We start from the raw sequence: 26,080 nt of genomic DNA, 5'->3' as shown, positions 1-26,080 counted from the left end.
TGTTCACGGCTTCACCGCAGCTTGCGCACGCGCTCGGCGGGACTGATCACGTCGGTCAGGCGGATGCCGAACTTCTCGTTGATCACCACCACCTCGCCGTGGGCGACCAGGGTGCCGTTGACGAACACGTCCAGCGGTTCGCCGGCGGCGCGGTCCAGTTCCACCACCGAGCCCTGGTTGAGCTGCAGCAGGTTGCGGATGCTGATGCGGGTGCGGCCGACCTCCATCGCCAGGGTCACCGGCACGTCGAGGATCATGTCGAGGTTGACCTCGCCGGCGCCGTTGCCGCCGCCACGCAGCGAATCGAACTGGACGCGCTCGCCGGCGTCGTCGGCGAGCGCTTCGGTGGACTGGTTCATGCGATTTCTTCCCGGTTGGACAGGTCGCCGCTGGTGCGCACTTCGCGCCGGCCGACCTGGGTGTGGAAACGGATGGCGTTGCGGCCGTTGGCCTGGCCGTAGCGGCCGCGGAACAGCGGCACGTCCTCGGCGTAGGCGGTGGCCAGCTCGGGCAGCTGGATCGGGATCACGTCGCCGGGCCGCAGATGCAGGAACTCGCCGAGGGTGAGCTCGATGTCGAGCAGTTGCGAGCGGAGCGGCACCTCGGCGTCGAGCACCTCGTCGCGCAGCAGCTCGGCCCAGCGGTCGTCGCGGTCGACGCGGTCGCTCTGCACGCCGGCGTCGAGCAGGGTGCGGATCGGCTCGACCATCGCGTACGGCAGGGTCAGGTGGATCTCGCCGCCGCCGCCGTCGAGCTCGACGTGGAAGCGCGACACCACCACCGTCTCGGTGGGGCTGACGATGTTGGCGAACTGCGGGTTGATCTCCGAGCCCTGGTACTCGAACGAGAGGCCCAGCACCGGCGCCCAGGCCTCGACCATCGCGGTGAACAGCTCGCCCAGCAGGATCTGGATCACACGGTTCTCGGTGGCGGTGAAGTCGCGGCCCTCGATGCGTGCGTGGAAGCGGCCGTCGCCGCCGAAGAAGTTGTCGATCACGCTGAACACCAGGCGTGGCTCGAACACCACCAGGGCGCTGCCGCGCAACGGCTTGATGCGCACCAGGTTCAGGTTGGTCGGCACCACCAGGCCGTGCACGTACTCGGCGAATTTCTGCATCTTCACGCCCAGCACCGAGACCTCGCAGGTCTTGCGCAGCACGCTGAACACGCCGGCGCGGAAATAGCGCGCGAAACGGTCGTTGACCATTTCCAGCGTGGGCAGGCGGCCGCGCACGATGCGGTCCTGCTGGGTGAAGTCGTACGAGATCACCGCATCGGAGGGCAGCGGCCGGTCGCCGCCGGTCTCCACCGCGCCGTCGGTGACGCCGTCCAGCAGCGCGTCGATCTCGTCCTGGGAAAGCAGGTCGCTCATGCGTGCACCTTCGCCGTCACTGCATCACGAAGCTGGTGAAGTACAGCGCGTCGATGCCGGGCCGCGCCAGCCGCGCCTGGACGATCTTGCGCACCGCCTCCAGCGCCTGCTTCTGCAGCTTTTCGCGTCCGGCGGCATTGCTGATGACCGCGTACTCCTGGTTGCTGAACAGCGACACCAGCGCATCACGGATCACCGGGTCGGCGGACTTCGCCGTCTCGATCGCCTGCGGGTCGTGCGCCATCAGGGTCACCGCCACCTGCAGGTAGCGCAGCGAATCCCCGTCGCGGAAATTCACCACGAAGGGCGGGTCCATCGGCAGGTACAACTCGACCTTGCTCTCCGCCTGCCGGGAAGCTGGCGTGTGCGCGGCCTTCTGCGTCCGCCAGACATAGCCGCCGCCGGCCAGCGCCAGCAGCGCCACCGCGCCGATCAGCAACGGGCCGCGGCGCTTGCGCGCCGCCGGTGCCGCTGCGGTCTGTTCCTCGTTGGCCATGCAATCCTCGATCCGCCCGGTTGAAAGTCGCGCGCCGTAGCGCGCCCACCGGACCATTGCAATCCGTGTGCCATGACCGGAAAGCCTTGCCGGGAGCGGATTTGCGGGTGCCTGCGTGGAAGCCGGCGGGACCGGCGGCGCTTTCTTGACGCGCGCCGGAGGTTCGCCGCGACGTCATCGCGACGCCTGCCGGGGCGGCGGCGGCAGACGACCGGAGCGGGGCTGTTCAGCCGCATGGCGACCCTCCGCCAACGCACATCGCTTCGCGCGCGCCGAAGGGTGGAGGGATGCCTGCCGCCGCGGGCATGACGTGCCGGCGGGCCGCGGGCAGGCATGCCCGGCCCACCGGTACCGCGGATGCGCGACTGTCAGGCGAACGCGTCGAGCAGGCCGATCCGCCCCGTCGCGACAGGCAACGCAGAGGCGTGCACCGCGTCGATCTCGTCGGTCGCCGCCATCGCGCCACGGCTCTCGCCGCGCGCGCCGCCGCCGTCGCCGCGATTCTGCTGCCCCACTTCGGCATGGCCGAGCGAGAGGCCATGCCGGGCCAGCATGTGGTCAAGCTGCGGCAGGCTCTGCTGCACGGCCGTGACCGCGGCCGGATGCTGCGCGCTGAACACCACGTCCACGCGGTCGTGGCTCACGCTGAGGTGCACGTCGAGCGAGCCCAGGTCTTCCGGATGCAGGCGGATCTTCGCCTGCTGGATGTCCTGCTGGCCCATCCACACCACCTGCTGGCCGAGCTCGTCGGCGAAGCCGCTGCTGCCCGGCGACAACGGCAGCTGCGGCTGGAGCGGCGCCGGCGTCGGCGGCGCGGGCATGGGCGCCGGCGCGGTGGCCAAGGCCAGCGCCTCGAGGCCGCGATCCTTGCGCGTGTCGGTGCCGGCCGCTGCGAACAGCTGCTCCGCGCCGACCGGCATGCCGGCCGGGTTTGCGGCCGGCGTGGCAGCAGCGACTGCTGCGGCCAGCGCCTTGTCGTCCAGGCCCTGGCCCTGCGTCGCCACGGCGGCCCCGCCCCGACCCGATGCCGAGCCGTCCGCGGAGACCGTGGCATCGTCCGCATCCGTTGCCGCGCCGGCCGTGCCGTCCGTCAGCCGGCCCAGCAGGGCGAGCATGGCGCCGGCCAGCGTCGCGGCAGCCTCCGTGTCGGGGGACGCGGCTTTCGGCGTGGCCGCCGTCTTCGACGAGGCGGCAGTCGCGGCCTCGCCCGCGGCGGTGGCGACCGATGCAGCCTGGGCCGCGGCCAGGGCGGCATCCAGCGGCGAGGCATCCGCCTGGCCGCGCGGTGCCGCGGCCGCGGTGGACGGCATGGCCGCGGCCGATGCCGCAGGCGTCGTGACAGGCGTCGGCATGTCCGACTCCGCTGCGGCCTTCGCCGCGGCATCCGCGGTGGACGATTTGCCCGGTGCAGGTGCATGCGCATCCGGCGTCGACGCGGATGGCCGGTCCGTCGGCGGTGCCGCGGCGGCAGGCGGCGTGTTCCTGGCGGCCTGCAAATGCTGGTCGAACGGATTCGGCGCCGTGTCGCTGCGCGGCGTGCCGGCCGCGGCAGGCGCACTGCGCGCGCTCGGTGCGGCGGGCATCACGGGAAGGGCGGCGGGTGGGGTCATGGCGAAAGGATTCCGTGGTCGGCAGGCGGGCGCTTCAGCGCGGCCGCCGGTGCTGCATGCGTTCGTCGATCTCGGCCTGTTCGCGCCGTTCCTCGGCGCGGCGTTCGTGTTCCTGGTGCTGCGCGACCACGCTGCCCAGCGCGCTTTCGCGCGCATGCGCCTGCTGCCAGTGGTCGCGCACCTGGTTCAGCCGGCGGTGCTGGCGGTCGATCTCCGCGGCCTGCTGGGCGATCGCCTGGTCGATGCGCGCGATGAACTGCTGGCGGTTGAGCAGCGCGCTGACGCTGACCGCGCCCTCGCCGGCAGCGGCGTATTCGTTGCGATAGCGCTCCAGTTCGCCGAGCTGGTGTTCGGCCTTGGCCAGCTGCTGCTGCTGCGTGGCCAGTTTCGCCAGCGCATCCTCGGTCTTCTGGCGGGCCTGGTCCACCGCCGGCTGCAGTCGTCCGGAACGCGAGTTCATGCGGTCACCTGTGCGGCTAGCTGGTCGAGCCGCTCGACGGCGGCTTCCAGCGTCATCGGTTCGTCCACTTCCTGCTGCAGGAAGCCGCGCAGCTGTGGCCACAGCTCGATGGCGAGGTCCACCTGCGGGTCGGAGCCCTTCTGGTAGGCGCCCACCGCGATCAGGTCGCGCTGCTGGCGGTAGGCGGAATACACGCGGCGGAAGCGCTGCGCCGCCTGCAGGTGCCCGCGTTCCACCACCTGCGGCATCACGCGGCTGATCGAGGCCTCGATGTCGATCGCCGGGTAGTGGCCGGCCTCGGCGAGGTCGCGCGACAGCACGATGTGGCCGTCCAGGATCGCGCGCGCGGCGTCGGCGATCGGGTCGTGGCGGTAGTCGTCGCCCTCGGTGAGCACGGTGTAAAACGCGGTGATCGAGCCCCTGCCTTCGGCGTCGTTGCCGGCGCGTTCGACCAGCGCGGGCAGCAGCGCGAACACCGAGGGCGGGTAGCCCTTGGTGGCCGGCGGCTCGCCGATCGCCAGCGCGATCTCGCGCTGCGCCTGGGCGTAGCGGGTCAGCGAATCCATCAGCAGCAGCACGCGCTGGCCGCGGTCGCGGAACCACTCGGCGATCGCGGTGGCGTACTGCGCGCCGCGCAGCCGCTTCAGCGGCGGCGCGTCGGCGGGAGCGGCGACGATCACCGCGCGGCGGCGACCTTCCGCGCCCAGCGTGTGCTCGACGAATTCCTTCACCTCGCGGCCGCGTTCGCCGATCAGGCCCACCACCACCACGTCGGCGTTGGTGTAGCGCGTCATCATGCCGAGCAGGGTGGACTTGCCCACGCCGGAGCCGGCGAACAGGCCCAGGCGCTGGCCGCGGCCCACGGTGAGCAGCGCGTTGATCGCGCGCACGCCCACGTCCAGCGGGGCGTCGATCGGCTTGCGCGCCATCGGGTTGATCGGTTCGTTCTTGAGTGCCGCGTGTTCGTCCGCATCGAGCGCGCCGAGGCCGTCCAGCGGCAGGCCGTCGGCGCCGATCACCCGGCCCAGCAGCTGCGCGCCCACCGGCAGTCCGCCGCTGCGCGCGCAGGGGCGCACGCGCGCGTTCGGCAACACGCCGTGCATGTCGCCCACCGGCATCAGCAGCAGGCGTTCGTCGGCGAAGCCGACCACTTCGGTTTCCAGTTCGCTGCCGTCGGCGGTGTCGACCAGGCAGCGCGCGCCCAGCGCGGCCTCGCAGCCTTCGGCCTCCAGCGTCAGGCCGACCACGCGGCGCAGGCTGCCTTCCACCGCGAGCGTGCGCGCCACCGCGGCGCGCGCGGCCTGCCGCGCGAACTGGTGCTGCCAGCGTTCGCGGCGCGCGGCCGGGCCGGTGTCCGCGCTCATGCCTCGCCGCCCTCCGGCGCGGCGGCTTCGCCGAGCACGGCATCGACCACCGCCGCCAGGCGGGTTTCCACCCGCGCGTCCAGCCGCGAGTGTTCGCTTTCCAGCCGGCAGTCGCCGCGCGCCAGCGCGGGATCGGCCAGCAGCTGCCAGTGGCGCTCGGCCGCACCCAGTTCCTGCAGCAGGGCCAGGTCCTGCGGATGCAGGTGGACGCGCAATTCGCGGGTCGCCGCCGGCAATGCGTTGGCCGCCTCGCGCACGGCGCGCACGACGAGTTCGGGCGACAGGCGCAGCTCGTGCGCGACCACCCGGCCGGCCACCACCATCGCCAGCCGCGCCAGTTCCCGGGCGACCTGGTCGTCGAACGCCTGCAGGGGACGCGCCGCCGCCTCGCACACGGCGTCGAGTTGCGCCAGGCGCTCGCGCAGCTCCTGCGCGGCCATGGCGCGCCCCTCGGCGAGGCCGGCGGCCCGGCCCTCGTCGCGCGCCTGCTGTTCCAGCGCCTCCAGCTCGCGCACGGTCGGCTGCGGCGGCGCCGCGTCGGCTGCGGGCACCGGCTCCGGCTCGGCGCCGACGTGCGGCAGTTCCCAGCGCCGGAAGCCCATTGCGGCGTCGTGGATCGCGGCCGCCATCAGACGTAGTCATCCCCGCCGCTGCCCAGGCTGAGCTGGCCGGCGTCGGCCAGCTTCCTGGCCGCGGCCAGCACTTCCTTCTGCGCGGCGTCGACCTCGCTGAGCCGCACCGGGCCCTTCACTTCCAGGTCGTCGCGCATCATGTCGGCGGCGCGCTTGGACATGTTCGCGAAGATCTTCTCGCGGATCGCCGGCTCGGCGCCCTTCAGCGCGGTGATCAGGATCCCCGACGGCACCTCGCGCAGCAGGGTCTGCATGCCGCGGTCGTCCAGCTCGGCGAGATCCTCGAACACGAACATCAGATCCTCGATGCGTCCGCTCAGCGCCTCGTCCTGGCTGCGGATCGCCGTCATCAGCTCGGCCTCGCGGCTGCTGTCCATCGCGTTGAGGATGTTGGCGGCCGCCTTCAGCCCGCCCACGCTGGCGGATTTCAGCTTCTTGGTGTTGCCGTTGAACTGGCGCTCCATGATCTCGTCCAGTTCGTTCAGCGCATGCGGCTGCACGCCGTCGAGGGTGGCGATGCGCATCACCGCGTCGGAGCGCACGCGCTGCGGCAGGTAGCCGATCACCTCGGCCGCCTGGTCCGGCTCCAGGTGCGCCAGCACCAGCGCGATGATCTGCGGATGCTCCTGGTTGATCATCTCGGCGATCGCGCGGCTCTCCATCCACTTCAGCGATTCCAGCCCCTTCGAGCTGCGGCCGAGCAGGATGCGGTCGATCAGGCCGCCGGCCTTGGTCTCGCCCAGCGCGTTGGTGAGGATCTTGCGTATGTATTCCTCGGTGCCCACGCCCAGCGCGGTCTGCCGGCCCATGTCCTCGTCGAGCTTGTCCAGCACGCCGGTGACCTGTTCGCGCGACACGCTGGCGAGCGCCGCCATCGCGGTGCCGACCGCCTGCACGTCGCGCGCGCTCAGGTGCTTGAGCACCTCGGCGGCATCCTGCTCGCCCAGCGTCAGCAGCAGGATCGCCGCGCGCTGCGCCCCGGTGACGGCCGTGTCGGAACGGTTAATTGCCATCTTCGTTCACCCAGTTCCTGACCACTTGCGCCACCTGCTTGGAGTTTTCGCCCACCATGCGGCGGGCCTGGCCGATGCGCTGCTCGTAGGCCAGCGCCGGCGCGGCGTCGAGGCGCGCCGGCTGGCCGGCCACCGGCGGCTCGACGTCGTCGATCCGCACCGACACGGTCGGCAGCGGCGCCGGCAGGGCCTGCCTCACCGGGGCGCCGCGCAGCAGCCCCTTGAGCAGCGGGCGCAGCAGGCCGAACGCCACCAGCAGCGCGATCAGCACGCCGAGGCCCTGCTTGATCAGGTCCAGCGCGCCGGGGCGCTCCCACAGCGGCGTCGCGGGCGTCGCGTCCGGCGCGGCGTTGCGATGGAAGGCCTGGTTGATCACGCTGACGCTGTCGCCGCGTGCGGCGTCGAAACCCACCGCGTTCTTCACCAGGTCGGTGAGGTGCTGCAGCTCCTGCGGGGTGAACGGCACGCTCTTCGGGTCGCCCTTGGCGCCGTTCGCGGCGCTGGCGGCCGCCAGCTTGTCGTCCACCACCACCGCCACGGTGAGGCGGGCCAGCCGGCCGGCCGGATCGCTGACGTGGCTGATGGTGCGGTCCAGCTCGTAGTTGCGCGTGGCGCTGCTGGAGCTCTCGCCGTCGCGGCTGCCCGTGGTCATCGACGCCGTGCTGCCCGGTGCGGCGGCCGTGCCGGCGTTCGGTTTCGCGGCGGTGGGCTGCGCCACCGTGGGCGGCGGCTGGTTGCTGAGTGCGCCGGGCACGCCACCGCCGGCGTCGCCGCCGGTGTGCTGTTCGCTGCTGACCTGTTCGCTGCGCAGCGCCGGATGGTCGTGGCCGTAGGTCTCGCTGGCCTTCTCGGTCTGGCTGAAATCCAGGTCCGCGTTGACCTGGGCGCGCACGCGGCCGGGGCCGACCAGCGGCGTCAGCAGCTCCTCGATGCGCTGGGCATAGGTGTTTTCGATGCGCGTGGCCAGGCGCAGGCGGTTGTCGCCCACCTCGTCGCCGGCATCGGCGCTGCCGGTCAGCAGGCGGCCCTGCTGGTCGACCACCGAGACCTGGCCAGGGTCGAGCCCCGGCACGCTGGACGCCACCAGGTGCACGATCGCCGCCACCTGCCCCGCGTCGAGCTCGCGCCCCTGGTATAGCGTGAGCAGCACCGAGGCGCTGGCGTTGCGGTTGTCGCGGATGAAGGCCGAGGGCTTCGGCAAGGCCAGGTGCACGCGCGCGGCGCGCACCGACTGCAGCGAGGCGATGGTGGCGCCGAGGTCGCTCTCCAGCATCTGCTGGTAGTGCGTGCGCTCGGCGAGGTCGCTCATGCCGAACGGCGAACCGCCGGTCGACTGCGTGTCGATCGCGGCACTCCCCTGCGGCAGGCCCTTCGCCGCCAGCCGCAGCCGCAGCGCGGCGAGGTCGGCGGCCGGCACCATGATCGAGGTGCCGTCGCCGCCCAGCTTGTAGGCGGTGTTGGAGGCCTGCAGCTCCTGCGCGATCGCCGCGGCGTCCTTCTGGTCCAGCCCCGCGTACAGCAGGCCGTAGTTCGGTCCGCGGGACCACAGCACCACCGCCACGCCCAGCGCCACCGCCGCGGCCACCGCCACCAGCAGCGCGAGCTGGCGCGCCGCCGGGTTGCGGGTGATCTGCTTGAGGGAATCCAGGCGCGCGCCGCTGTTGCTGTCGGTCGTCGCGATGGCGTTGTCGGCCATGCTGCTGCTCGTCGGTCAGTGCTGTTCGGTGATCGTGGTGCCGGCGTCAGACCGACATGTTCATGATGTCCTTGTAGGCATCGACCAGCTTGCTCTGCACCGCCACCGCCGTGCGCAGCGAGAGGTCGGCCTTCTGCACCGCGATCATGGTGCGACCAAGGTCGGCACCGGGATCGCCGCGCTCGAAGCTGGCGGCCATCTGTCCCGCCTGCATCTGGCTGTTTCCCACCGCGGAGATGGATCGCTGCAGCAGCGAGGAGAAGTTCGCCTGACCACCGCCCGATGGCGCCTGCGCCGCGGTTTCCGGCATGCGCACCTGCGCCGTCATCTGGCGCATCTGGGCAAGCAGGTTGTTGACGTCGATCGTGCTCATGCGGCGTGATCCAGGTCGGTGGATGGGAGACGGAATCCCGTCGCGCGACGGGTTTGCAGGTGGTGAATGCACGAGGCGTGCCACGGGGAACGGGGAACGGGGAACGGGGAACGGGGAACGGGGAACGGGGAACGGGGAACGGGGAACGGGGAACGAGGCGATTGTCGGATCAGGCCGACCGGGGCGACGCGGACACGGGTGACTCGCCGGATCGGAGTGCGTGGGCGAGGCCGACGCTCCCCGTTTCCTCTCAGGCCGCCAGGCCGTTCGCCTGCAGGCCGTACTTGCGCAACTTCTCCACCAGCGTGGTGCGCTGCATGTGCAGCAGGCGCGCGGCATGCGCCACCACGCCGCCGGTGGCGTCGAGCGCCTGGCGGATCATGCCCACCTCGATGTCGGCCAGGTGATCCTTCAGGTCGATGCCGTCCTCGGGCAGCAGGCGCTGGGCCTCGTCCACCGGCTGCACGACGGCCGTGCCCGCCGCTGCATGGCCATCCTCCATCAGCGCCAGCAGGGCGGCGCCATGCGCCTCCTCGCCGAGCTGTGCGTGACGGTACTTTGGCGGCAGCTCGCTGGCGCGCACCTCGCCGTGCGGGCACAGGATCGCCATGCGCTCGACCAGGTTCGCCAGCTCGCGCACGTTGCCCGGCCAGGCGTGCTCGCGCAGCATCTGCATCGCGCCGGCGCTGAAGCGCGCCACGCCCAGGCCGCGATGCGCCAGGCGCTGGTTGAACTCGTCGATCAGCACCGGCAGGTCGCCCAGCCGCTCGCGCAGCGCCGGCAGTTCCAGCGGGAACACGGAGAGGCGATAGAACAGGTCCTCGCGGAAGCGGCCCTCGGCGATGGCCTGCTCCAGGTTGCGGTGGGTAGCGGCGATGATGCGCACGTCGCAGCGCTGGGTCTTGCTGCCGCCCACGCGCTCGTACACGCGCTCCTGCAGCACGCGCAGCAGCTTCACCTGCATCGGCAGGCTCATGTCGCCGATCTCGTCGAGGAACAGCGTGCCGCCCTCGGCCAGCTCGAAGCGGCCCTTGCGCGCGCTGATCGCACCGGTGAAGGAGCCCTTCTCGTGGCCGAACAGCTCGCTTTCCAGCAGCTCGGCCGGGATCGCACCGCAGTTGATCGCCACGAACGGCTTGTCGCGGCGGGCGGAATGCTCGTGGATGGCGCGCGCCACCATCTCCTTGCCGGTGCCCGACTCGCCCAGCACCAGCACGGTGGAATCGAAAGGCGCCACCTGGCGGATCAGCGCGTTGACGCGCAGCATCGGCGCCGAATTGCCCACGAAGCGCAACGCGCTGGCCTGGCCGCCGAGCAGGCGCGCGGAGAGGCTGCGCAACGCCTCGACCACCTGTTCGTAGCGCAGCGGAAACTCCAGCGTGGCCACGCGCGCGGCGGACGGCGAGATCGTCTTCACGAGGCGCGTGGCCAGCGGCGCATCGGCGGCCACCAGCACCGGCACGTGATGCGCCGCGTCGCCGAGCAGGGCCAGCTGGCGCTCGGCCGCGGCCTCGTCCTCGACGCCGCCGATGTAGACGGCGCGCCAGTCGTGGGTGGACTTGTCGATGGATTGGCAGTCGGCGGCGCGTTGCGGCCGATAGCCCAGGAAGTGAAGCGCCGACATCACCGCATCCGCACGCGCCGCACCGGACTCAATGACGAGGAAATCGAATTTCTGCACAGCCCCTTCTCCTTACTGCTCTTGTCGCGGCTCCTCGGCTTCCAGCGGAGCGCGTTGATCATCAGCGCCGGCTTTCCGTCTCCGGCTTGATGAACGAAGAGCAACAAGGGGGCCAACTTTGACGGCCAGGGCGCCGGCAAAATGCCGCCCGATGGTGAAGCCGCGGCCATTGCCGTCGAGCGACATGCGCAAGAGTTTTCCGCAAACGCATGAAGCGAAAGGTCTTTGCAAGATGCCGGCGCCGTGACAAAGACATCCGAAAGCACGTGACGACCGTCGAAAAAATCTTGGCGGAGATTTCGTAAATGTGATCGATATCACATGCGAAATGAGAACTGCGCCCGAGCCTCATCCAAGCTGCTGGCGTGCCTCTGCCACTTTGCGTCGGTGATGGCGAAACACGAGGCGCTCAATCGCGTCACCCGTCGCGTCACCTTGCGGCGCAAATTCCACGAAGCTTCGTCCGTCGTCGAGTACGTGCACCACGCGCCCCGCCAGTTCGAGTGGCAGGCTGCGGCAGGCATCGAAGTGCAGGCGCAGCAGCAGGCCATCGCCCGGCGGCACCAGCGCGGGCGGCAGCAAGGCGCCCACGGCATTGAAGCGCAACGCACGGCGCGGCGGCAGCGTGGCGGCGGGCGCCAGCAGCAGGTTCACGATCTCCACCAGTGCGGTGAGCTTGGCGTCCATGCGCAGCATTTCCTGCATCAGCGGATTGTCGTCGTCGCCGAGGTCGGTACGACGCTCCTCCAGCGCGGCGAGCGTGGCCAGCGTGTTCGCGTTGCGCTCGGCCAGCCGCTGCAGCAGGTCCGGCGGCGGCGGCCAGGCCAGCGGCTCGCTGTCGGCGTGCAGCTGCTCCTCGCTGCTCAGGCGCTGATCGAATTCGTCCCGGCTGCTGGCAGTCATGTCGGCTCCGCGTGGCTTGTCCGGGCCGCCGATCGGCCCATGGCTGGTATGGCTGCGGCACGATGCGCGCCTGGCTTCCGCAGATCAAGCGGAGGCGCGGTCAAGGCATGCAGTCGCGGGGCGAGCCTGTCCGGAATTTCCGATTCACCGGGCCAGGTCGACGTAGGTGCGCAAGGCGTGGTGCGCGTAACCGTGCCGGCTCAGCGCATCGGCGACTTCGGCACGCGCACGCGCGGCCAGATCCAGCATTTCCCCGTTGCATGCCAGCAACTGCTGCAACAGCTCGCGGCTGCGCGCGTCGCGCGGATGGTCGGCATGCAGCAGCGGCTGGCGCTCGGCATCCAGCCCGGGCAGGCTGTCCCAGTGGCCATCGCGCGCGGCCGCCAGCATCGAGGCGCTGACCGCCAGCGCACGTTCCAGCACGGCGTGCCCCGCGCTCATGCCGGGCTCTCGGCGCGGCTGGAGAGATAGGCGTCGCGGATGCCGTTCCAGCCGTCGCGGACCGGTTCGAGCAGGTCGGCGCATTCCGCCAGCGCCTTGTCGTCGTTGTTGAGCTGCGCAAGCAGCAGGCGGCGGTTGATGTAGTCGTAGAGCGAGTCCAGCCGCCGGGCCAGCGTGCCGCCGGCCTCGTGGTTCAGGCTGGCACGCAGCTCGCCCACGATCGCCACCGCCTTGGTGACCGCGGCGCCCTTGGCGGGCACGTTGCCGTGCCGCAGGCAGGCGCGCGCCTGCGTGATGCGTTCGATCGCGCCATCCAGCAGCATGGCGATCAACTGGTGCGGATCGGCTCCTTCCACGCGCCCCTCGGCACGGGTTTGCTGGTACATCGCACTGGCCTGGCGCATGTAGGCGTTCGTCATGAACCGGCCTCCGTCAGCTGCCCGATTTGGTATAGGTGCTCAACAGCGTCTGCAGCGAACTGGTGAGGTAGCTGCTGGTGTTGTTGAGCGAGGACATCAGCGTGTCCAGCGCGGTGTACTGCTGGCGCAGCTGGGTCGCGTACACGTTCATGCGCGCGGTGAGCGCGGTCGATTCCTGGCTCAGGTTGCTGAGCTGGTTCTGGATGCTGCTGGTGCGCGTGGCGATGATGCCGTTGCTGGCGGTGAAACCGTCCAGCATGCCGTTGAGGCGGGTGGCATAACCGTTCGAGCCGGCGAACAGATCCTGCACCGCGTCCGGACTGCTCTGCAGGGCGCTGGACAGCTTGCCGCTGTCGAGGGACAGCGTGCCGTCGGCGTTGTGCGTGATGCCCAGCGCCGCCAGCGAGCCGATGCTGTTGCCGGGCACGCTGCCGCTCAGCACGCTGTTGACCTGGCGCTGCACCGACATCAGCGTGGTGTCGCCCAGCAGCACGCCGGCCTGCTGCGAGCTCGCGTCGTAGCTGCTGAGCGTGCCCACGGTGGAGACGTAGCTGTTGTAGGCGCTGACGAAGTCGTTCACCGCGCTGGTCGCCGCACTGCTGTCCTGGCTCACCGTCAGCGTGGTGGAGCCGGTGGCGGCCAGGTTCAGGGTGACGCCGTTCAGCACGCCGCTCACCGTGTTGCTGGCGCTGCTCGCCGCGATGCCATCGACGCTCAGGCTGGCGTCGCTGGCTTCATTGGAGCCCGCCGTGTCCAGCGTCGTCGCCAGCGACGAAAGCCCCGCGCTGCTGCCGGCACCCGTGCTCACGCTGAAGGCATTGGCCACGCCGGTCTTGGTGGAGGTCAGCAGCAGCTGCGCGCCGTTCGCGCCGTTGACGATGGTGGCCTGCACGCCGGGGTTGCTGCTTGACTGGTTGATCGCCGTGGCGATGTTGCTGATCGAGTCGGTCGCCGCGACATTGATGTTCATCGACTGATTGCCGACGCTCACCGTCAAAGTTCCGGCGCCCACCGCAGTGCCCGGCGCATAGGCGCCGCTGGCCCGCTTCTGCGCAGTGGCCAGGTGATTCACCACCACGCTGTAGGTGCCCGGCTGCGCATTGGGCAGCGTCGTGGCGGTGCCCAGCGAGCTGTCGCCCAGCGTGGCCGCATAGGTGCTGAAGGTGAGGCTGCTGCCCAGCGTGCCCAGCGTGGACTGCAGGGAACTCAGCGCGCTGCCCAACGCGGTCAGCCCGGCCTCCTGCGCCTGCAATTGCGTGGTCTGGGTGCTGATCTGCTGCGCCGGGCCCGACTGCTTGGCGTTGACCAGGGCGGTGATGATGGAGTTGACGTCCAGCCCCGACCCGATGCCTGCCGAGCTGAGCAGGCCGCTGCCCGGGCTGTTGGTGCTGTCCAGGCCGCTGCCGCTGCCCGTGGCAGTGGTGGTGGTGGCGGTAGTCGTGGGATTGCCGACGCCGGAAATGGAAGTCATGGCCTGTTCCTGTGGTGATCCGATCCCGCTCGACGGGGAATTCAAGAATCACAGGCAAAACTCACGCCAGCCGCATGGGCTTTGCCTGGAACCCTCGGAATGATGGCGGCCCGTCGGGGCCGCCATCGAGGACGGAACCGCCCGCGCCAGGCGGGCGGTTCCGCAGTCGCCGTCACTGCAGCAGCTTCAGCGCCAGCTGCGGGTTGGAGTTGGCCTGGGCCAGCACCGAGATGCCCGCCTGCTGCAGCACCTGCGCCTTGCTCAGCGCCGCCGTCTCGGCCGCGAAGTCCGCATCCTGGATGGTGGACTGCGAGGCCTGCAGGTTGGTGCTCTGCGCCGCCACCGTGGCGATGGTGGACTGGAAGCGGTTCTGCACCGCGCCCAGCTGGGCGGCGAAATTGGCCACCGTCTTCAGCGCCGCGTCGACCTGGGTGATCAGGGCGTTGGAGCTGTTGACGCTCAGCACGTTGGCGCCCTGCAGCGAGCCAGCGGCGGTGATGCTGCCCGAGGCGTCGCTGGCCGTGGTGGAGCCGTTCACGAAGGCGCCGCTGGTGATCGCGCCCGAGGTCACCGCGCTGCCCGAGGCCGCGCCGCTGTCGGTCACCTGGAAGCTGCCGTCGGCAAACAGGCTGACGCCGCCCTTGCCGTCGACCGCCGCGCTGACACCGGTGACGCCGGCGGCGTTGATGGCGTCGGCCAGATCCTGCACGCTGCTGGCCGTGCCGGAAAGCGTGACCGAATTGCCGTCGGTGCCGGTGATGGAGATCTTGCTCAGGTCCAGCGTGGTGGCATTGCCGCTGGCGTCCTGGAACGCGCCGCTCAGGTTGCCGGTTTCCACCTGGGCGATCGAGCCCATCGCGGAAGCCTTCACGCTGGTCTGCAGGTTCACGCTGATGGTCTGGCCCACGTCGGCGCCGACCTGGAAGCTCTTGGTGCCCAGCGAGCCGTCCAGCACCTTGGAGCCGTTGAACGTGGTCTGGTTGGCGATGCGGGTGATTTCCGCCAGTCGCTGCTGCACTTCCTGGTCGATCGAGGAGCGGTCCGAGTCGGTGTAGGTGCCGTTGGCGGACTGCACGGCCAGGTCGCGGATCGCCTGCAGGTTGGCGGTGACCTGGTCCAGCGCGGAGCCGGCGGTCTGCGCCAGGTTGATCGCGTCCGAAGCGTTGGCGCTGGCCTGCGACAAGCCGCCGATCTGGGTGGTGTAGCGCTGCGCGATCGCGAAGCCCGCGGCGTTGTCGGCCGCGCTGTTGAGCTTGAGGCCCGAGGACAGGCGCTGCGTGGCGGTGGCCAGCGCACTCTGCGACTTGGTCAGGTTGTTCTGTGCGTTCAACGAAGAAACGTTGGTGTTGATGACCAGTGACATGGGATGTCTCCTAATTAGCGGTCTTGAAGCTGTCGGATACCTTCTCCGGCGGTGCTCCTAGACCGGAGTGCCAACCGCCTCAGGGGATGTTTCGGCGGCGGTACTGGCTTCTTGAGCCTTTTCCGGAAATTTCTCTGCGTTGGCACGGAATGTGCGACGGCGCCTGCCAGCTGCTGGTATCGGCCATGGGCCGGGCGGACGAAAGCCTGCCGGAGCAGTCCAGTCACTTGCTCCATGTGTCGCCGCGATGCCATTGACGCACCGATTCGACGGTTGGCACCAACCTTGCTCTCCCGCCCTTGGCCATCTCGTTCCGTCGAAAAGTCGACGAGGGCGTCTTTCCGCACATCCACCGAGCGCACCAGGGACCGTCGATGTCTGTAGTAGAGGAACGCCTCGCGCAAAACCACGCCGAATTCCAGGATCTGCTCGATTGCATGGAAAAGGCCATCGATGGCGACGATCCGGATGCCGCCATCGAACTCGCGCGAGCCGCCGCAACGATCGCGTGGCTCAAGGGTTGCGGCATTTTCGCTTCGCCCCGGCTGGAGGCCCTGATGGCACGCGTAGGCCGCGCGTTGCCGCAAGCTGGGCCCACCCAGCAACGTTCGTCCGGCCGTCGCCGCGTGCTCACCATCATGAGCGCGGGATACGCAGTCGGCGGTCACACACGGCTGGCCTGTCGCTGGATGGCGCTGGACACGTGTTCCAGCCACACGCTTGTGACCACCCGACAGGATGGCGCCTCGCTTCCGCGCGTGGTCGAGGAACTGGTCGAAAATGGAATCATTCGCCTAGAAACGCTGGACCACGGTTCTTCCATGGAGCGGGCCGCCAGCCTGCGCCGGCTGTTGAGCGACGCCGACCTGGCGGTGCTGCATACCCATCCGAACGACCCCCTGCCTGTGGTGGCGCTCGCCGGCATGGAATCGCCGCCACCGGTGCTGTTCGAGGATCACGCCAGCCACGTATTCTGGCTCGGCGCCAGCGTGAGCAACCTGATCGTCTCGCTATGCGAAAGCGCAACGCGTGTCACCGTGGCGCGTCGAGGGGTTCCGCAATCGCACATCGGCTGGACGCCCATCCCCCTCGATCTCACCAATCTCGGTCCGTCACCTGACATCGATACCCGCGCCCGATATGGCGTCCCGCATGATGCACCACTGCTGATGTCCTGCGGTTCGGCCTACAAGTTCGTGCCGATCGACGGTGTCTCGACGGCGGCCCTGCTGGCCCCCTTGCTAGATGAGCGGCCCGACGTGCACGTCCTGCTGGTCGGTCCCCCGTCCGATCCCGTCGGGACCAGCCTTGCCACGGACCACCCGGGCCGGGTCCACCTGGCAGGCAACATCGCCCGGCAAGACGAGTTGCATGCCGCCTATGCCGCGTGCGACATCTACCTCGATGTCGCGCCTTTCCCTTCAAACACCGCGCTGTGTGAAGCGGCGGCCCTGGGCAAACCCGTCCTGAAGTTCGCCCCGCAAGCGTGGACCGACTGCGGCTTCACCATCGATCTGGATGCGATCCCGTCGCCGCTCTACGTTTCGCACGATGCCGACGACTATCGACAAAAGCTGCGCGCGCTGATCGACTCGCCCGCATTGCGGGCCCGGCGCGGCCAGCTCGTGGGTGACATGCTGCGCCTGTGCCATGGCGACTCGCTGTTCCAGAACCAGATCGAAGCGCTTTACCAGCGGGCTGCGGAACTGCCGCGCATCGAGCTCGATGCTGTCGCCGCGGCACCCCGCGTGGAGCTGCTCGACGTACTGCTGGCCAAGCTTGCAGACAATCTGGCACTGGTCTCGCAACCGGCAACCGGCCAAGGGGAAATCGCGTTCCACCCCGTCTCTGCCGAGGAGCAATATCGACGCTGGCAGGCCCAGCAACGGCTGGGCGCCGGACATGCCGCACTGGCACGCAATCGCATCGCCGGATCAACCGACTTCCACATACTGATCGCCGACGACGGTGCTGATCCAGAGCAACTGGTGCGCACACTGCAGTCGCTGAACAGGCAATCGTTCCCGGCCAAGGCCGTGACCGTGCTTGGAAACGCCGAACTGGCCGTGTCCGAGGATGTCGTCATTCATCCGATGGCGGAAGGTTGGGCATCAGCATTCAACGAGGTCGCCGCGACAAGCCACGCCGACTGGCTGCTTCCACTGCGCGCGGGCGATGTGCTGGAAGACGATGCGTTGCTGCTCCTGGCCGACAAGGCGACCACGCATCCCGGCATGGCATGCTGCTACGCCGACGAGGACAGCTGGTCGCCCGGAGGTCCGGCGGCTCCGATCCTTAAGCCGGACATGAACCTGGATCTGCTGCGAAGCTACCCCTACACCGGGCATATGCTGGCCATGCGTCGCGAGCACCTGCTCGCCATTGGCGGACTGCAGGAGCAGGCCGGCGTGATGGCCACCTACGACCACGTGTTCCGCTGCATCGAGCAATTCGGGCTGGGCAGCATTGGCCACGTTGCCGAACCCATCCTGCACTCGGCAACCCCGTTTGGTACATGGCTGGCCGCATCCGACACCGGCACGCTGGGCAAACAGGTGCTGGCAAGTCATCTCGAACGCCTTGGCATTGCCCACGAAATCCTGCCAGGCGTGCTTGCCGGTTCCCATCGAGTCACCTACCGGCACCCGCGCCAGCCACCGGTCTCGATCATCATCCCCACCCGCGACCAGTTGCCGATGCTCAACGGCCTGATCGACAGCCTGCTCGCCAAGACCAGCTACCGGAACTACGAACTGCTGATCGTGGACAACGACAGCCGCGACCCGGCCGCCTGCGCCTACCTCGACGGCATCGAGCGCCTGGACAATCCGCAGCTGCGTGTGCTGCGCTGGCCGCATCCGTTCAACTACTCCGCGATCAACAACTTCGCCGCCGCCCAGGCGCGCGGCGAATACCTGATCCTGCTCAACAACGACACCGCGGTGCTGCACGAAGACTGGATCGAGGCGCTGCTCAACCATGCGCAGCGTCCGGAGGTGGGTATCGTCGGCGCCAAGCTGCATTACCCCGACGGGCGCATCCAGCATGCCGGCGTGGTGCTGGGCCTGCGCGGGCCGGCCGACCACCCCTTCATCGGCGAGGCGATGGACGCGCCCGGCTACATGCACCGCCTGCAGGTGGACCAGAACTACACCGCGGTCACCGCGGCCTGCCTGATGATCCGCAAGTCGGTGTACGAGGAAGTCGGCGGCCTCGACGAGCAGGACTTCAAGGTCTCCTACAACGACGTCGACCTCTGCCTGAAGGTGCACCAGGCCGGCTATCTCACGGTGTGGACGCCGCATGCGCGCCTGATGCACGAAGGCAGCGTCAGCCAGAACAAGGTGGACACCAGCGCCCGGGAAGCCAGGCACGCACGCTTCAAGGGCGAGCAGCAGGCGATGTACCGCAAGTGGCTGCCCCTGCTGGCACGCGACCCGGCCTACAACCGCAACCTCAGCCTGGCCGGCAACGGCTTCGACCTGGACCAGGCTCGCCGGCTGGCCTGGCAACCGTTCGAGCAACCGCTGCTGCCGCGCCTGTTCTGCGTGGCCGCCGACGCCAACGGCTGCGGCCACTACCGCATCCGGCAGCCCTTCCTCGCCATGCAGCGGGAGGGCCTGGCCGAAGGCATGGTCGCTCCGGTGCACCTGGAACCGGTTGCCATGGAGCGCTACGCGCCCTCCACCATCGTGCTGCAGCGCCAGCTCACCGACGCCCAGATCGAGACCATGCGCGGCTACCGCGACTTCAGCCGGGCCTTCAAGGTCTACGAGCTGGACGACTATCTGCCGAACCTGCCACTGAAGAGCGTGCATCGCGACGGCGTGCCCAGGGACATCCTGAAATCGCTGCGCAAGGCGGTGGCCCTGACCGACCGCTTCGTGGTTTCCACCGCGCCGCTGGCCGAGCAGTTCGCCGACCTGCACAGCGACATCCGCGTGGCGCCCAACCGCCTGCCCGTGGACTGGTGGGGCCAGCTGACCGCCCAGCGCCGCGAAGGCGGCAAACCCCGCGTGGGCTGGGCCGGCGGCAGCAGCCACCGCGGCGACCTGGAACTGATCGCCGACGTGGTGCGCGAGCTGGCCGGCGAGGTCGAATGGGTGTTCTTCGGCATGTGCCCGGAAAAGCTGCGTCCCCACGTGCACGAGCACCACGAGGGCGTGACTATCGACAAGTACCCGGCGGCACTGGCCGCACTCGACCTCGACCTCGCGCTGGCGCCGCTGGAGGACAACCTGTTCAACGCCTGCAAGAGCAACCTGCGCCTGCTCGAGTACGGCGCCTGCGGCTTCCCGGTAGTGTGCAGCGATATCGTCTGCTACCGCGGCGACCTGCCGGTGACGCGCGTGCGCAACCGTTTCAAGGAGTGGGTGGACGCGATCCGCATGCATGTCAGCGACCTCGACGCCAACGCGAAGATGGGTGACATGCTGCGCGAGACCGTGCGGCGCGACTGGATGCTTTCCGGCGACAACCTGGTCGCTTGGCGTGACGCCTGGCTACCGGACTGACGCCGCCATGAAACCGCGTTGCGGCACCCGCCATCACCGGCATCGAGCCCGTCCATAAGGGGCAAGCATGAGCATTCCGTTCAATCGTCCCTATCTCGTTGGCCGCGAACTGCACAACATCGCGCAAGCGCATGCCAACGGACACCTGTCCGGCGACGGCATGTTCACCCGCTCCTGCCATGCCTGGCTGGAGCAGCATGTCGGCGCACGCAAGGCCCTGCTCACCCACTCCTGCACCGCCGCGCTGGAAATGGCGGCGATCCTGCTGGATCTGCAGCCGGGCGACGAGGTCATCATGCCCTCGTTCACCTTCGTCTCGACCGCCAACGCATTCGTGCTGCGCGGTGCGGTGCCGGTGTTCGTGGACATCCGCCCCGACACGCTGAACATCGACGAGGCCTTGATCGAACCCGCCATCACGGCGCGCACCCGCGTCATCTGTGTGGTGCACTACGCGGGCGTAGCCTGCGAGATGGACACGATCATGGACATTGCGACCCGGCATGGCCTGAAGGTGGTGGAGGACGCCGCGCAAGCAATCTTCTCCAGCTACAAGGGACGCGCGCTGGGCAGCATCGGCGACCTGGCAGCCCTGAGCTTTCACGAGACCAAGAACGTGATCGCCGGCGAAGGCGGCGCACTGCTGGTGAACGATCCCACCCTGGTCGAGCGCGCCGAGATGATCCGCGAGAAAGGCACCAATCGCAGCAAGTACTTCCGCGGCCAGGTGGACAAGTACACCTGGGTCGACATCGGCTCGTCCTACCTACCCAGCGAACTGGTCGCGGCATTCCTGGCGGCGCAACTGGAACAGGGCGAAAGCATCACCGCCCGGCGCCTAGCCATCTGGTGGCGCTACCATGCGTGGGCCGAACCGCTGGAAGCACGTGGCATGTTGCGACGCCCGACGATCCCCGCCGGATGCACGCACAATGCCCACATGTACTACATCCTGCTGGACGGGCTGGCGCAACGCAGCGCCTTCATCGAGCGCATGAAAGCCGCCGGCATCAGCACCGTGTTTCATTACGTGCCGTTGCACAGTTCACCCGCCGGGCTTCGTTGCGCGCGCACGTACGGCCCGATGCCACATACGGACCACATCAGCGATTGCCTGGTTCGCATGCCGCTGTGGATAGGCCTCGAAGCCCATCAGGACCAGGTCATGCAAGCCGCTGAGAAGATCCTCTCGACCCGGGGTGTTTTCGGTGCGCATGGCTGGGGCGGTTGTTTCAGCACCGCAGGCAAGACACGGAACCCGCGAAATGCGCAGCTCTCGAATGCTGGCTGATTCCGCGCCCGACTCCGCCCGCTTCGGCATCAAGGTGGTCCGCGGCCATCTTCCGGCGGGCACTCCCGTCAAGGACATCATCGACGAAGTCACGGCCAGCAACGCCACGCTGATCATCCTGCGCGCCACTGCCGGCGACTCTGACGCCATTGTCCAGTTGCAACGTCGGGGATGGCCGGTGATCCACGCGGACACGCTCGTCTACTACGGCATCGACCTGACGATCTTGCCGCGCGAGCCCTTGCCCGAGGGAGTCCGGCTGGCCACCGGCGCTGACCGGGATGCCATCCACGAGACAGCTGAAAGCAGCTTCGCCGGCTACCGCTCCCACTACGGCGCGAACCCGCTGCTGCCACGGGACAAGATCGTCGCTGGCTATATCGAATGGGCAAAGAGCCGCCTGGCGCCGGAAAACGCCGGGAGCTGCACTTGGGTGGTGACCGCCGAAGATCATGTCGCGGGATTCGCCACCTGCGATCTCCGTCCGGACGAAAGCACTGTCGAGATCGTGCTCAACGCGGTTCACCCCCGGTTCTCCCGCCGGGGTCTGTATGGACAGTTGCTCAAGGGGATCCTCCAGCACTACGCCACGCTCTCATACCGGCAGCTCGTCGTCTCGACCCAGCTGTGGAACTACACCGTGCAGCGCCAATGGCTACGCGCGGGACTGTCCCTGAAACTGGCCTACGACACCTATCACATCGATCGCAGGCTGCGCCTGCCATGACACCTGCAACACCGAGTCCCGCTCCGCCTGCGCGTACGGTTGCCGCGACTCGACCGGCGCATCACTTCAAGTAATCGAACAGGCTCATCCCCTGCACCTTCGCGAACGTCTGCTGCGAGGCCTGCAGCGCGGTGGATTGCAGCATCAGCTGGCTGATGGCGCTGGCCATGTCGGTGTCCTGCACGCCGGAGAGGGTGGTCTGGTAGGTCAGCGTGAGGCCGCTGTAGGTGCTCTGCTGCTGGGTGAGCCGGTTCAGGCGGCCGCCCACGTCGGTCTGGGTGGAGGAGAGCTGGTCCTGCGCGCGATCGATCGATTCGATCTGCCGGCTCATCGTGTTGTTGAGCTGCGTGTCGCCGACGCTGCCGTCGTTCAGCGCATTGATCATGTTGGTCAGCGTGGCGAACACGTCCTGGGTCTGGCCGGAATTCACGCTCACCGTGTCGCCGGCGGCCGGGGTGCCGCTCAGCGCGATGGTCATGCCGTTGAAGCCGATGCTGCCGCCGTCCTGGTAGCTGCCGCTGGCCACCACCGCGTTGCCGTTGTTGGCGTCGGTGGCGGTCCAGTTGCCCGCGGCGTCGAAGCTGATCTGGTAGTTCACCGGGCCGGCGGCGGTGGCCGCCTTCCAGGCGCTGGCGTCGGTGACGCTGGTGGCGCCCACCAGCAGGCTGCCGGTGTTGCCGGCCGCCGCGCTGGCGACGAACGAGCCGTTGCCAGCAGGGATGTTCATGAACAGCCCCGCGCCCTCGTCGCTGTTGGGAATGCGCAGGCCGCTGCCGATCGTCGTCATCTGGTTGTCGCTGTTGCCGACGTAGCTCACCGAGCCGTCGCTGTTGAGCGCGAACGGCGTGCTGGTGGTGCTGGTGCCGGCGAACAGCGCGTCGCCGCTGGCGTCGGTGGTGTTGGCCAGCTGCACCAGCTGCGCGCGGATCTGCGTGAGCTGGGTGGCCATGTCCTGGCGGTCGGAAGACGACAGGGTGCCGTTGATGCCCTGCACCGCCATCGAGCGCGCCTGGTCGAGCAGCGAGTTGAAGGAGCTGAGCGTGTTGCTCTCGGTGGAGAGCCGCGCGTTGGCGGCGTCGATGTTGGAGGAGTATTGCGCGGTGCTGGCCAGGATGTGGTTGAGCGACACCACCTGCGTGGCGCCGGCCGGATCGTCGGAGGCCAGGTTGATGCGCTGGCCGCTGCTCACCTGGTTCTGCGTGGCGCTGAGCTCGCCCTGCTGGTTGAGCATGGTGGTCAGCGACTGCTGGTACATCCAGCTGGTGGAAAGGCGGATCATCGGGCGCTCCCGCTCAGGACTGGATGGCGGAAATCAGGCTGGTGAACAGCGTCTGCGCGGTGGAGATCACCTGCGCCGATGCCTGGTAGGCCTGCTGGTACTTGATGAGGCCGGCCGCCTCCTCGTCCAGGTTGACGCCGGCCACGCTCTGCTGGGCGCTGGCCGCCTGGTTGTACAGGCCGGTCTGGGTGGTCAGGTCGTTGGCCGCCATGCTGCCGGCCACGCCGATCTGGTTGGTGAGGTTCGCATAGGCGCCCACCGTCGAGGTCTTGCCGCCGTCGAGCACGCCGGCATCGGCCAGCCCGGCGAGATCCAGCGCATTGCCGTTGTCGTTCAGGCCGTCGCTGTTCATCGCCACGGTGAAGCTGTCGCCGCTGGCCGGGGTGCCGCCGAGGCTCAGGCTCCAGCCGTCGAACTGGATCGCCGTGCCGGCCGCGTACGTGCCGGTGGTGCTGTTGCCCGCGCCGTCGGTGACGGTGTAGCTGCCACCCGCGCCGAACGTCACCGTGGCGCCGGCGAACAGGTTCGCGTTGCTGCCGTCGCTCACGTCCACCGAACCCACCGTGGCGCCGCCGGTGTTGGTGCCGGCGGCCGTGCCCTTCAACGCCGTCGCCGCGGCGATGGCGGAAGGATCGCTGGTGGCCAGCGCGAGGCCGCTGGCCGCGTCGCGGGTGGGCCGCACCTGGAAGCTGTCGCCGACCTGGGCGCCGGCGGACACGGTGAAGGTGAGGCCCTCGGCCGACAGCGTGCCGTCGGGGTTCGCGGTCATCGGTACCGGGCGGCCACTGCTGCTGGCCAGTGCCCAGCCGTTGACCGAGGGGGCGGTGCCGCTGCCGGTGTAGGTGAGCACGTAGTTGTCGGTGGTGAGCTGGGAGATGTCGCTCACGCTGGCGCCCACCGTGGCGCTGCCCTGGTTGCCGCTCGCGGCCGCCACGACCGGGCCGGGCACGCTGAACAGCGCGCCGCCCTGGTTGCCGTTCAAGTCCAGGCCCTTGGCCTGCTGCGCGTTGACGCTCTGCGCCAGCGCCAGCGCGGTGCGGCCCAGCTGGTTCTGCGCCGGGTCGAGCGTATTGCTGCGGTAGGCCAGCAGCGCGCCCAGCGTGCCGCCGGAAAGGCGCGAGCTGATGTCGTGGCCGCTGGCGTCCAGCACGCTGGTGCTGCCGGCGTCGTAGGCGTCGCTGCCGAGCTGGAAGCCGTACGAATAGCTGCCGCTCACCAGTGCCTGGCCGGACGTGCTGTAGACGCTCAGCGTGCCGTCGGGCTGCGCGGCGACGGAGATGCCGGTGATGCCGGCCAGTTGCTTGACCAGGCTGTCGCGCTGGTCGAGCAGGTCGTTCGGCTGGGTGTTGCCGGCTTGGCTGATGCTGGTGTTGAGCGCGGCGATCTGCTTGACCAGCGAGTTGACGTTGCCGACCGCGTCGGAGACCTGCGTGTTGATCTGCGCGCGCTGCTGGTCGAGCTGCTGGCCGAAGGTGTTGAAGGCCGTCGCCAGGGCCGACGCGTTGCCCAGCAGCGCCTGGCGTGCGGAAGGGTCGCCCGGGGCGTTGGCCACCGCATTGAAGCCGCCGTAGAAGCTGTCCAGCGCGGACTGCAGGTTGCCGCTGTTCTGCAGCAACCCGTTCAGCGTGGTGGCGAGGTCGTTGGTGGTGGTGGCGCCCTGCAGCGCGCTGTTGCTGCTCCACAGCGACTGCGTGAGGAACTGGCTGTAGGCGCGCTGCACCGCGATCACGTCCACGCCGCTGCCCATGGTGTAGCGGCCGTTGTTCTGGCCCACCTGGTCCACCTGCACGGTGCTCTGCCGGCTGTAGCCGTCGGTGCCGGCATTGGCGATGTTGTTGCCGGTGACCTTCAGGCCGAGCTGGGCGGCGTTGAGGCCGGAGACACCGATGTTGAGCAGGCTGGACATGGGCCGGGATTCCTGGAATCGCTTAATCGTTCGGCACGCCGGCCGGATTCTTGAGTGCGGCCAGCGCCGCGCGCATCTGCGGACTGCCGGCGATCGCGCTGATCTTCTCGGCGTAGGAGGGATCGCTGGCATAGCCGCCGCGCACCAGCGCGCTGGCGAAGCCGCGCACGTCGTCGCCATGCCCGCGCGCGGCGGCGTAGCGCGGGTCGGAGGCAATCAGGTTGGCGTAGTCCTTGAACGACTGCGCCGGCGAATCGTAGGCGCGGAACTGCGCGCGCCGACGCACCGCCACGCCACCCTCGTACTCCAGCGTGGGCACGCCGACCTTGCGGCCGCTCCAGCTTTCGCCGGCCTTGATGCCGAACAGGTTGAAGCTGCTGGAACCGTCCGCACCGCGCGGCATGCGCTTGCCCCACTGGGTTTCCAGCGCGGCCTGGGCCAGCACGGTGCGCACCGAAAGGCCCAGTTTCTGCGCCGCGGCCTCGGCGTACGGCGCCAGCGCGCGCACGAATTCCTGCGCGTCCTGCGGCAGCCATTTCATCGCGCTGCGGCCGACTTTGCGCCCGGCCTCCACCACGCTGGCAAGGCGGCGCTGGAACTGGTCGGCGGTGGCCGGCAACTGGCCGGGATCGCCGATGCCGTCGGCATCGTCCGCAGTGTCGTCCGCACCGGCTGCCACCGCGGCGCCGCTGCCCCCGGTCGTGCCGATCGCGGCGCCGCTGCCGTCCGGCGCCGGCGTGGCCGCGCCGCCCAGCTGGCGGACCAGCATCTGCGCGATGCCGATCCCCTTGCCGCCCTGGGCCAGGCTCACCGAGAGCTGCTGGTCGAACAGGTCGCGATAGGCCTTGCCGGCGTCGCTGTCGCCCAGCGCGTCGCCGAAGCTGTCGCTGGCCTCGCGCATGGACTTCAGCATCATCTGGGTGAACAGCGCCTCGAACTGCTTCGCCACCGCCGGCAGCGCCGCCTTGCCGTCCTGCTGCGCCTGCGCGCGCAGCTGGTCGAACCCGGACAGGTCGGTCCAGGTGCTCAGCGAGGCGTTGGCGGACAGCGCTGCGTCGGTCACATCGGC

Annotated in this window: 23 protein-coding genes; 3 read left to right on the top strand and 20 right to left on the bottom strand. The window is 69.2% G+C overall.

The genetic code is table 11. From position 1 onward, the window contains the following. Positions 1-11 precede the first annotated feature (11 nt). The 17 genes from fliN to ABQJ56_RS14620 all read right to left on the bottom strand — a co-directional run bounded on the left by fliN (position 12) and on the right by ABQJ56_RS14620 (position 15,294). Complete coding sequence (fliN, locus tag ABQJ56_RS14700; RefSeq protein ID WP_367845770.1) at positions 12-359, bottom strand: flagellar motor switch protein FliN; 348 nt, start codon at positions 357-359, stop codon at positions 12-14. Then, the gene (fliM, locus tag ABQJ56_RS14695) at positions 356-1,372 is read right to left on the bottom strand and encodes a flagellar motor switch protein FliM (RefSeq protein WP_367845769.1); all 1,017 of its coding nucleotides are present in this window, start codon (positions 1,370-1,372) and stop codon (positions 356-358) included. The genes fliN and fliM overlap by 4 nt, the downstream gene beginning before the upstream one ends. Before the next feature lie 16 nt (positions 1,373-1,388). After that, a complete protein-coding gene (locus tag ABQJ56_RS14690; RefSeq protein ID WP_367845768.1) occupies positions 1,389-1,868 on the bottom strand; it encodes a flagellar basal body-associated FliL family protein in 480 nt (159 codons plus the stop codon). Positions 1,869-2,236: 368 nt separating this feature from the next. Continuing rightward, on the bottom strand, positions 2,237-3,478 hold the full coding sequence (locus ABQJ56_RS14685) for a flagellar hook-length control protein FliK (RefSeq protein WP_367845767.1): 1,242 nt from the start codon (positions 3,476-3,478) through the stop codon (positions 2,237-2,239). A 34-nt stretch (positions 3,479-3,512) separates the two neighbouring features. Continuing rightward, positions 3,513-3,938 (bottom strand): flagellar export protein FliJ, encoded by a 426-nt coding sequence (gene fliJ, locus ABQJ56_RS14680; RefSeq protein ID WP_367845766.1) that lies wholly within the window; start codon positions 3,936-3,938, stop codon positions 3,513-3,515. Then, complete coding sequence (gene fliI, locus ABQJ56_RS14675; protein WP_367845765.1) at positions 3,935-5,302, bottom strand: flagellar protein export ATPase FliI; 1,368 nt, start codon at positions 5,300-5,302, stop codon at positions 3,935-3,937. The genes fliJ and fliI overlap by 4 nt, the downstream gene beginning before the upstream one ends. Beyond that, positions 5,299-5,931, bottom strand: coding sequence for a FliH/SctL family protein (locus tag ABQJ56_RS14670; RefSeq protein WP_367845764.1), 633 nt, complete (start codon positions 5,929-5,931; stop codon positions 5,299-5,301). Before ABQJ56_RS14670 ends, fliI begins: the two co-directional genes overlap by 4 nt. After that, a complete protein-coding gene (gene fliG / locus ABQJ56_RS14665; protein WP_367845763.1) occupies positions 5,931-6,947 on the bottom strand; it encodes a flagellar motor switch protein FliG in 1,017 nt (338 codons plus the stop codon). The genes ABQJ56_RS14670 and fliG overlap by 1 nt, the downstream gene beginning before the upstream one ends. Further along, positions 6,937-8,643, bottom strand: a complete 1,707-nt coding sequence (gene fliF, locus ABQJ56_RS14660; protein WP_367845762.1) for a flagellar basal-body MS-ring/collar protein FliF — start codon at positions 8,641-8,643, stop codon at positions 6,937-6,939. The genes fliG and fliF overlap by 11 nt, the downstream gene beginning before the upstream one ends. A 46-nt stretch (positions 8,644-8,689) precedes the next feature. After that, a complete protein-coding gene (fliE, locus tag ABQJ56_RS14655; RefSeq protein ID WP_367845761.1) occupies positions 8,690-9,016 on the bottom strand; it encodes a flagellar hook-basal body complex protein FliE in 327 nt (108 codons plus the stop codon). A gap of 250 nt (positions 9,017-9,266) precedes the next feature. Continuing rightward, a complete protein-coding gene (locus ABQJ56_RS14650; RefSeq protein ID WP_367845760.1) occupies positions 9,267-10,697 on the bottom strand; it encodes a sigma-54 dependent transcriptional regulator in 1,431 nt (476 codons plus the stop codon). A 12-nt stretch (positions 10,698-10,709) separates the two neighbouring features. Beyond that, positions 10,710-10,883: a hypothetical protein gene (locus ABQJ56_RS14645; RefSeq protein WP_367845759.1), complete on the bottom strand. Its 174-nt coding sequence runs from the start codon at positions 10,881-10,883 to the stop codon at positions 10,710-10,712. A 162-nt stretch (positions 10,884-11,045) separates the two neighbouring features. Beyond that, positions 11,046-11,600, bottom strand: coding sequence for a PilZ domain-containing protein (locus ABQJ56_RS14640; protein WP_367845758.1), 555 nt, complete (start codon positions 11,598-11,600; stop codon positions 11,046-11,048). 144 nt (positions 11,601-11,744) lie between these two features. Next, positions 11,745-12,041, bottom strand: a complete 297-nt coding sequence (locus ABQJ56_RS14635; protein WP_367845757.1) for a flagellar protein FliT — start codon at positions 12,039-12,041, stop codon at positions 11,745-11,747. Further along, on the bottom strand, positions 12,038-12,460 hold the full coding sequence (fliS, locus tag ABQJ56_RS14630) for a flagellar export chaperone FliS (RefSeq protein ID WP_367845756.1): 423 nt from the start codon (positions 12,458-12,460) through the stop codon (positions 12,038-12,040). The genes ABQJ56_RS14635 and fliS overlap by 4 nt, the downstream gene beginning before the upstream one ends. A gap of 13 nt (positions 12,461-12,473) precedes the next feature. Next, on the bottom strand, positions 12,474-13,931 hold the full coding sequence (gene fliD, locus ABQJ56_RS14625) for a flagellar filament capping protein FliD (RefSeq protein WP_367845755.1): 1,458 nt from the start codon (positions 13,929-13,931) through the stop codon (positions 12,474-12,476). A gap of 172 nt (positions 13,932-14,103) precedes the next feature. Beyond that, positions 14,104-15,294, bottom strand: a complete 1,191-nt coding sequence (locus tag ABQJ56_RS14620) for a flagellin N-terminal helical domain-containing protein (protein ID WP_367845754.1) — start codon at positions 15,292-15,294, stop codon at positions 14,104-14,106. A gap of 374 nt (positions 15,295-15,668) precedes the next feature. Here ABQJ56_RS14620 and ABQJ56_RS14615 point away from each other — a divergent pair, with 374 nt between their 5' ends. The 3 genes from ABQJ56_RS14615 to ABQJ56_RS14605 all read left to right on the top strand — a co-directional run bounded on the left by ABQJ56_RS14615 (position 15,669) and on the right by ABQJ56_RS14605 (position 21,826). After that, positions 15,669-19,808 carry a glycosyltransferase gene (locus ABQJ56_RS14615; protein ID WP_367845753.1) on the top strand — a complete coding sequence of 1,380 codons (4,140 nt, stop codon included), beginning with the start codon at positions 15,669-15,671 and terminating at the stop codon, positions 19,806-19,808. A gap of 67 nt (positions 19,809-19,875) precedes the next feature. Further along, positions 19,876-21,099: a dTDP-4-amino-4,6-dideoxygalactose transaminase gene (gene rffA / locus ABQJ56_RS14610; RefSeq protein WP_367845752.1), complete on the top strand. Its 1,224-nt coding sequence runs from the start codon at positions 19,876-19,878 to the stop codon at positions 21,097-21,099. Next, complete coding sequence (locus ABQJ56_RS14605) at positions 21,089-21,826, top strand: GNAT family N-acetyltransferase (protein WP_367845751.1); 738 nt, start codon at positions 21,089-21,091, stop codon at positions 21,824-21,826. The genes rffA and ABQJ56_RS14605 overlap by 11 nt, the downstream gene beginning before the upstream one ends. A 61-nt stretch (positions 21,827-21,887) precedes the next feature. Here ABQJ56_RS14605 and flgL read toward each other — a convergent pair whose 3' ends face one another. The 3 genes from flgL to flgJ are packed head-to-tail and all read right to left on the bottom strand — an operon-like array spanning position 21,888 to position 26,074. After that, positions 21,888-23,105: a flagellar hook-associated protein FlgL gene (gene flgL / locus ABQJ56_RS14600; RefSeq protein WP_367845750.1), complete on the bottom strand. Its 1,218-nt coding sequence runs from the start codon at positions 23,103-23,105 to the stop codon at positions 21,888-21,890. Between the two features lie 13 nt (positions 23,106-23,118). Beyond that, a complete protein-coding gene (gene flgK / locus ABQJ56_RS14595) occupies positions 23,119-25,011 on the bottom strand; it encodes a flagellar hook-associated protein FlgK (RefSeq protein ID WP_367845749.1) in 1,893 nt (630 codons plus the stop codon). Between the two features lie 22 nt (positions 25,012-25,033). Then, positions 25,034-26,074: a flagellar assembly peptidoglycan hydrolase FlgJ gene (gene flgJ, locus ABQJ56_RS14590; RefSeq protein ID WP_367845748.1), complete on the bottom strand. Its 1,041-nt coding sequence runs from the start codon at positions 26,072-26,074 to the stop codon at positions 25,034-25,036. Positions 26,075-26,080 lie beyond the last annotated feature (6 nt).

The sequence above is a fragment of the Rhodanobacter geophilus genome (genome assembly GCF_040812275.1).
In the GTDB taxonomy this organism is placed as follows: domain Bacteria; phylum Pseudomonadota; class Gammaproteobacteria; order Xanthomonadales; family Rhodanobacteraceae; genus Rhodanobacter_A; species Rhodanobacter_A geophilus.
This window is presented reverse-complemented; position numbering and strand designations above follow the sequence as displayed.

Coding starts and splice junctions, on each gene's coding strand:
- fliN (WP_367845770.1), bottom strand. CDS start 359: ATGAACCAGTCCACCGAAGCGCTCGCCGACGACGCCGGCGAGCGCGTC.
- fliM (WP_367845769.1), bottom strand. CDS start 1,372: ATGAGCGACCTGCTTTCCCAGGACGAGATCGACGCGCTGCTGGACGGC.
- ABQJ56_RS14690 (WP_367845768.1), bottom strand. CDS start 1,868: ATGGCCAACGAGGAACAGACCGCAGCGGCACCGGCGGCGCGCAAGCGC.
- ABQJ56_RS14685 (WP_367845767.1), bottom strand. CDS start 3,478: ATGACCCCACCCGCCGCCCTTCCCGTGATGCCCGCCGCACCGAGCGCG.
- fliJ (WP_367845766.1), bottom strand. CDS start 3,938: ATGAACTCGCGTTCCGGACGACTGCAGCCGGCGGTGGACCAGGCCCGC.
- fliI (WP_367845765.1), bottom strand. CDS start 5,302: ATGAGCGCGGACACCGGCCCGGCCGCGCGCCGCGAACGCTGGCAGCAC.
- ABQJ56_RS14670 (WP_367845764.1), bottom strand. CDS start 5,931: ATGGCGGCCGCGATCCACGACGCCGCAATGGGCTTCCGGCGCTGGGAA.
- fliG (WP_367845763.1), bottom strand. CDS start 6,947: ATGGCAATTAACCGTTCCGACACGGCCGTCACCGGGGCGCAGCGCGCG.
- fliF (WP_367845762.1), bottom strand. CDS start 8,643: ATGGCCGACAACGCCATCGCGACGACCGACAGCAACAGCGGCGCGCGC.
- fliE (WP_367845761.1), bottom strand. CDS start 9,016: ATGAGCACGATCGACGTCAACAACCTGCTTGCCCAGATGCGCCAGATG.
- ABQJ56_RS14645 (WP_367845759.1), bottom strand. CDS start 10,883: ATGTCGCTCGACGGCAATGGCCGCGGCTTCACCATCGGGCGGCATTTT.
- ABQJ56_RS14640 (WP_367845758.1), bottom strand. CDS start 11,600: ATGACTGCCAGCAGCCGGGACGAATTCGATCAGCGCCTGAGCAGCGAG.
- ABQJ56_RS14635 (WP_367845757.1), bottom strand. CDS start 12,041: ATGAGCGCGGGGCACGCCGTGCTGGAACGTGCGCTGGCGGTCAGCGCC.
- fliS (WP_367845756.1), bottom strand. CDS start 12,460: ATGACGAACGCCTACATGCGCCAGGCCAGTGCGATGTACCAGCAAACC.
- fliD (WP_367845755.1), bottom strand. CDS start 13,931: ATGACTTCCATTTCCGGCGTCGGCAATCCCACGACTACCGCCACCACC.
- ABQJ56_RS14620 (WP_367845754.1), bottom strand. CDS start 15,294: ATGTCACTGGTCATCAACACCAACGTTTCTTCGTTGAACGCACAGAAC.
- ABQJ56_RS14615 (WP_367845753.1), top strand. CDS start 15,669: ATGTCTGTAGTAGAGGAACGCCTCGCGCAAAACCACGCCGAATTCCAG.
- rffA (WP_367845752.1), top strand. CDS start 19,876: ATGAGCATTCCGTTCAATCGTCCCTATCTCGTTGGCCGCGAACTGCAC.
- ABQJ56_RS14605 (WP_367845751.1), top strand. CDS start 21,089: ATGCTGGCTGATTCCGCGCCCGACTCCGCCCGCTTCGGCATCAAGGTG.
- flgL (WP_367845750.1), bottom strand. CDS start 23,105: ATGATCCGCCTTTCCACCAGCTGGATGTACCAGCAGTCGCTGACCACC.
- flgK (WP_367845749.1), bottom strand. CDS start 25,011: ATGTCCAGCCTGCTCAACATCGGTGTCTCCGGCCTCAACGCCGCCCAG.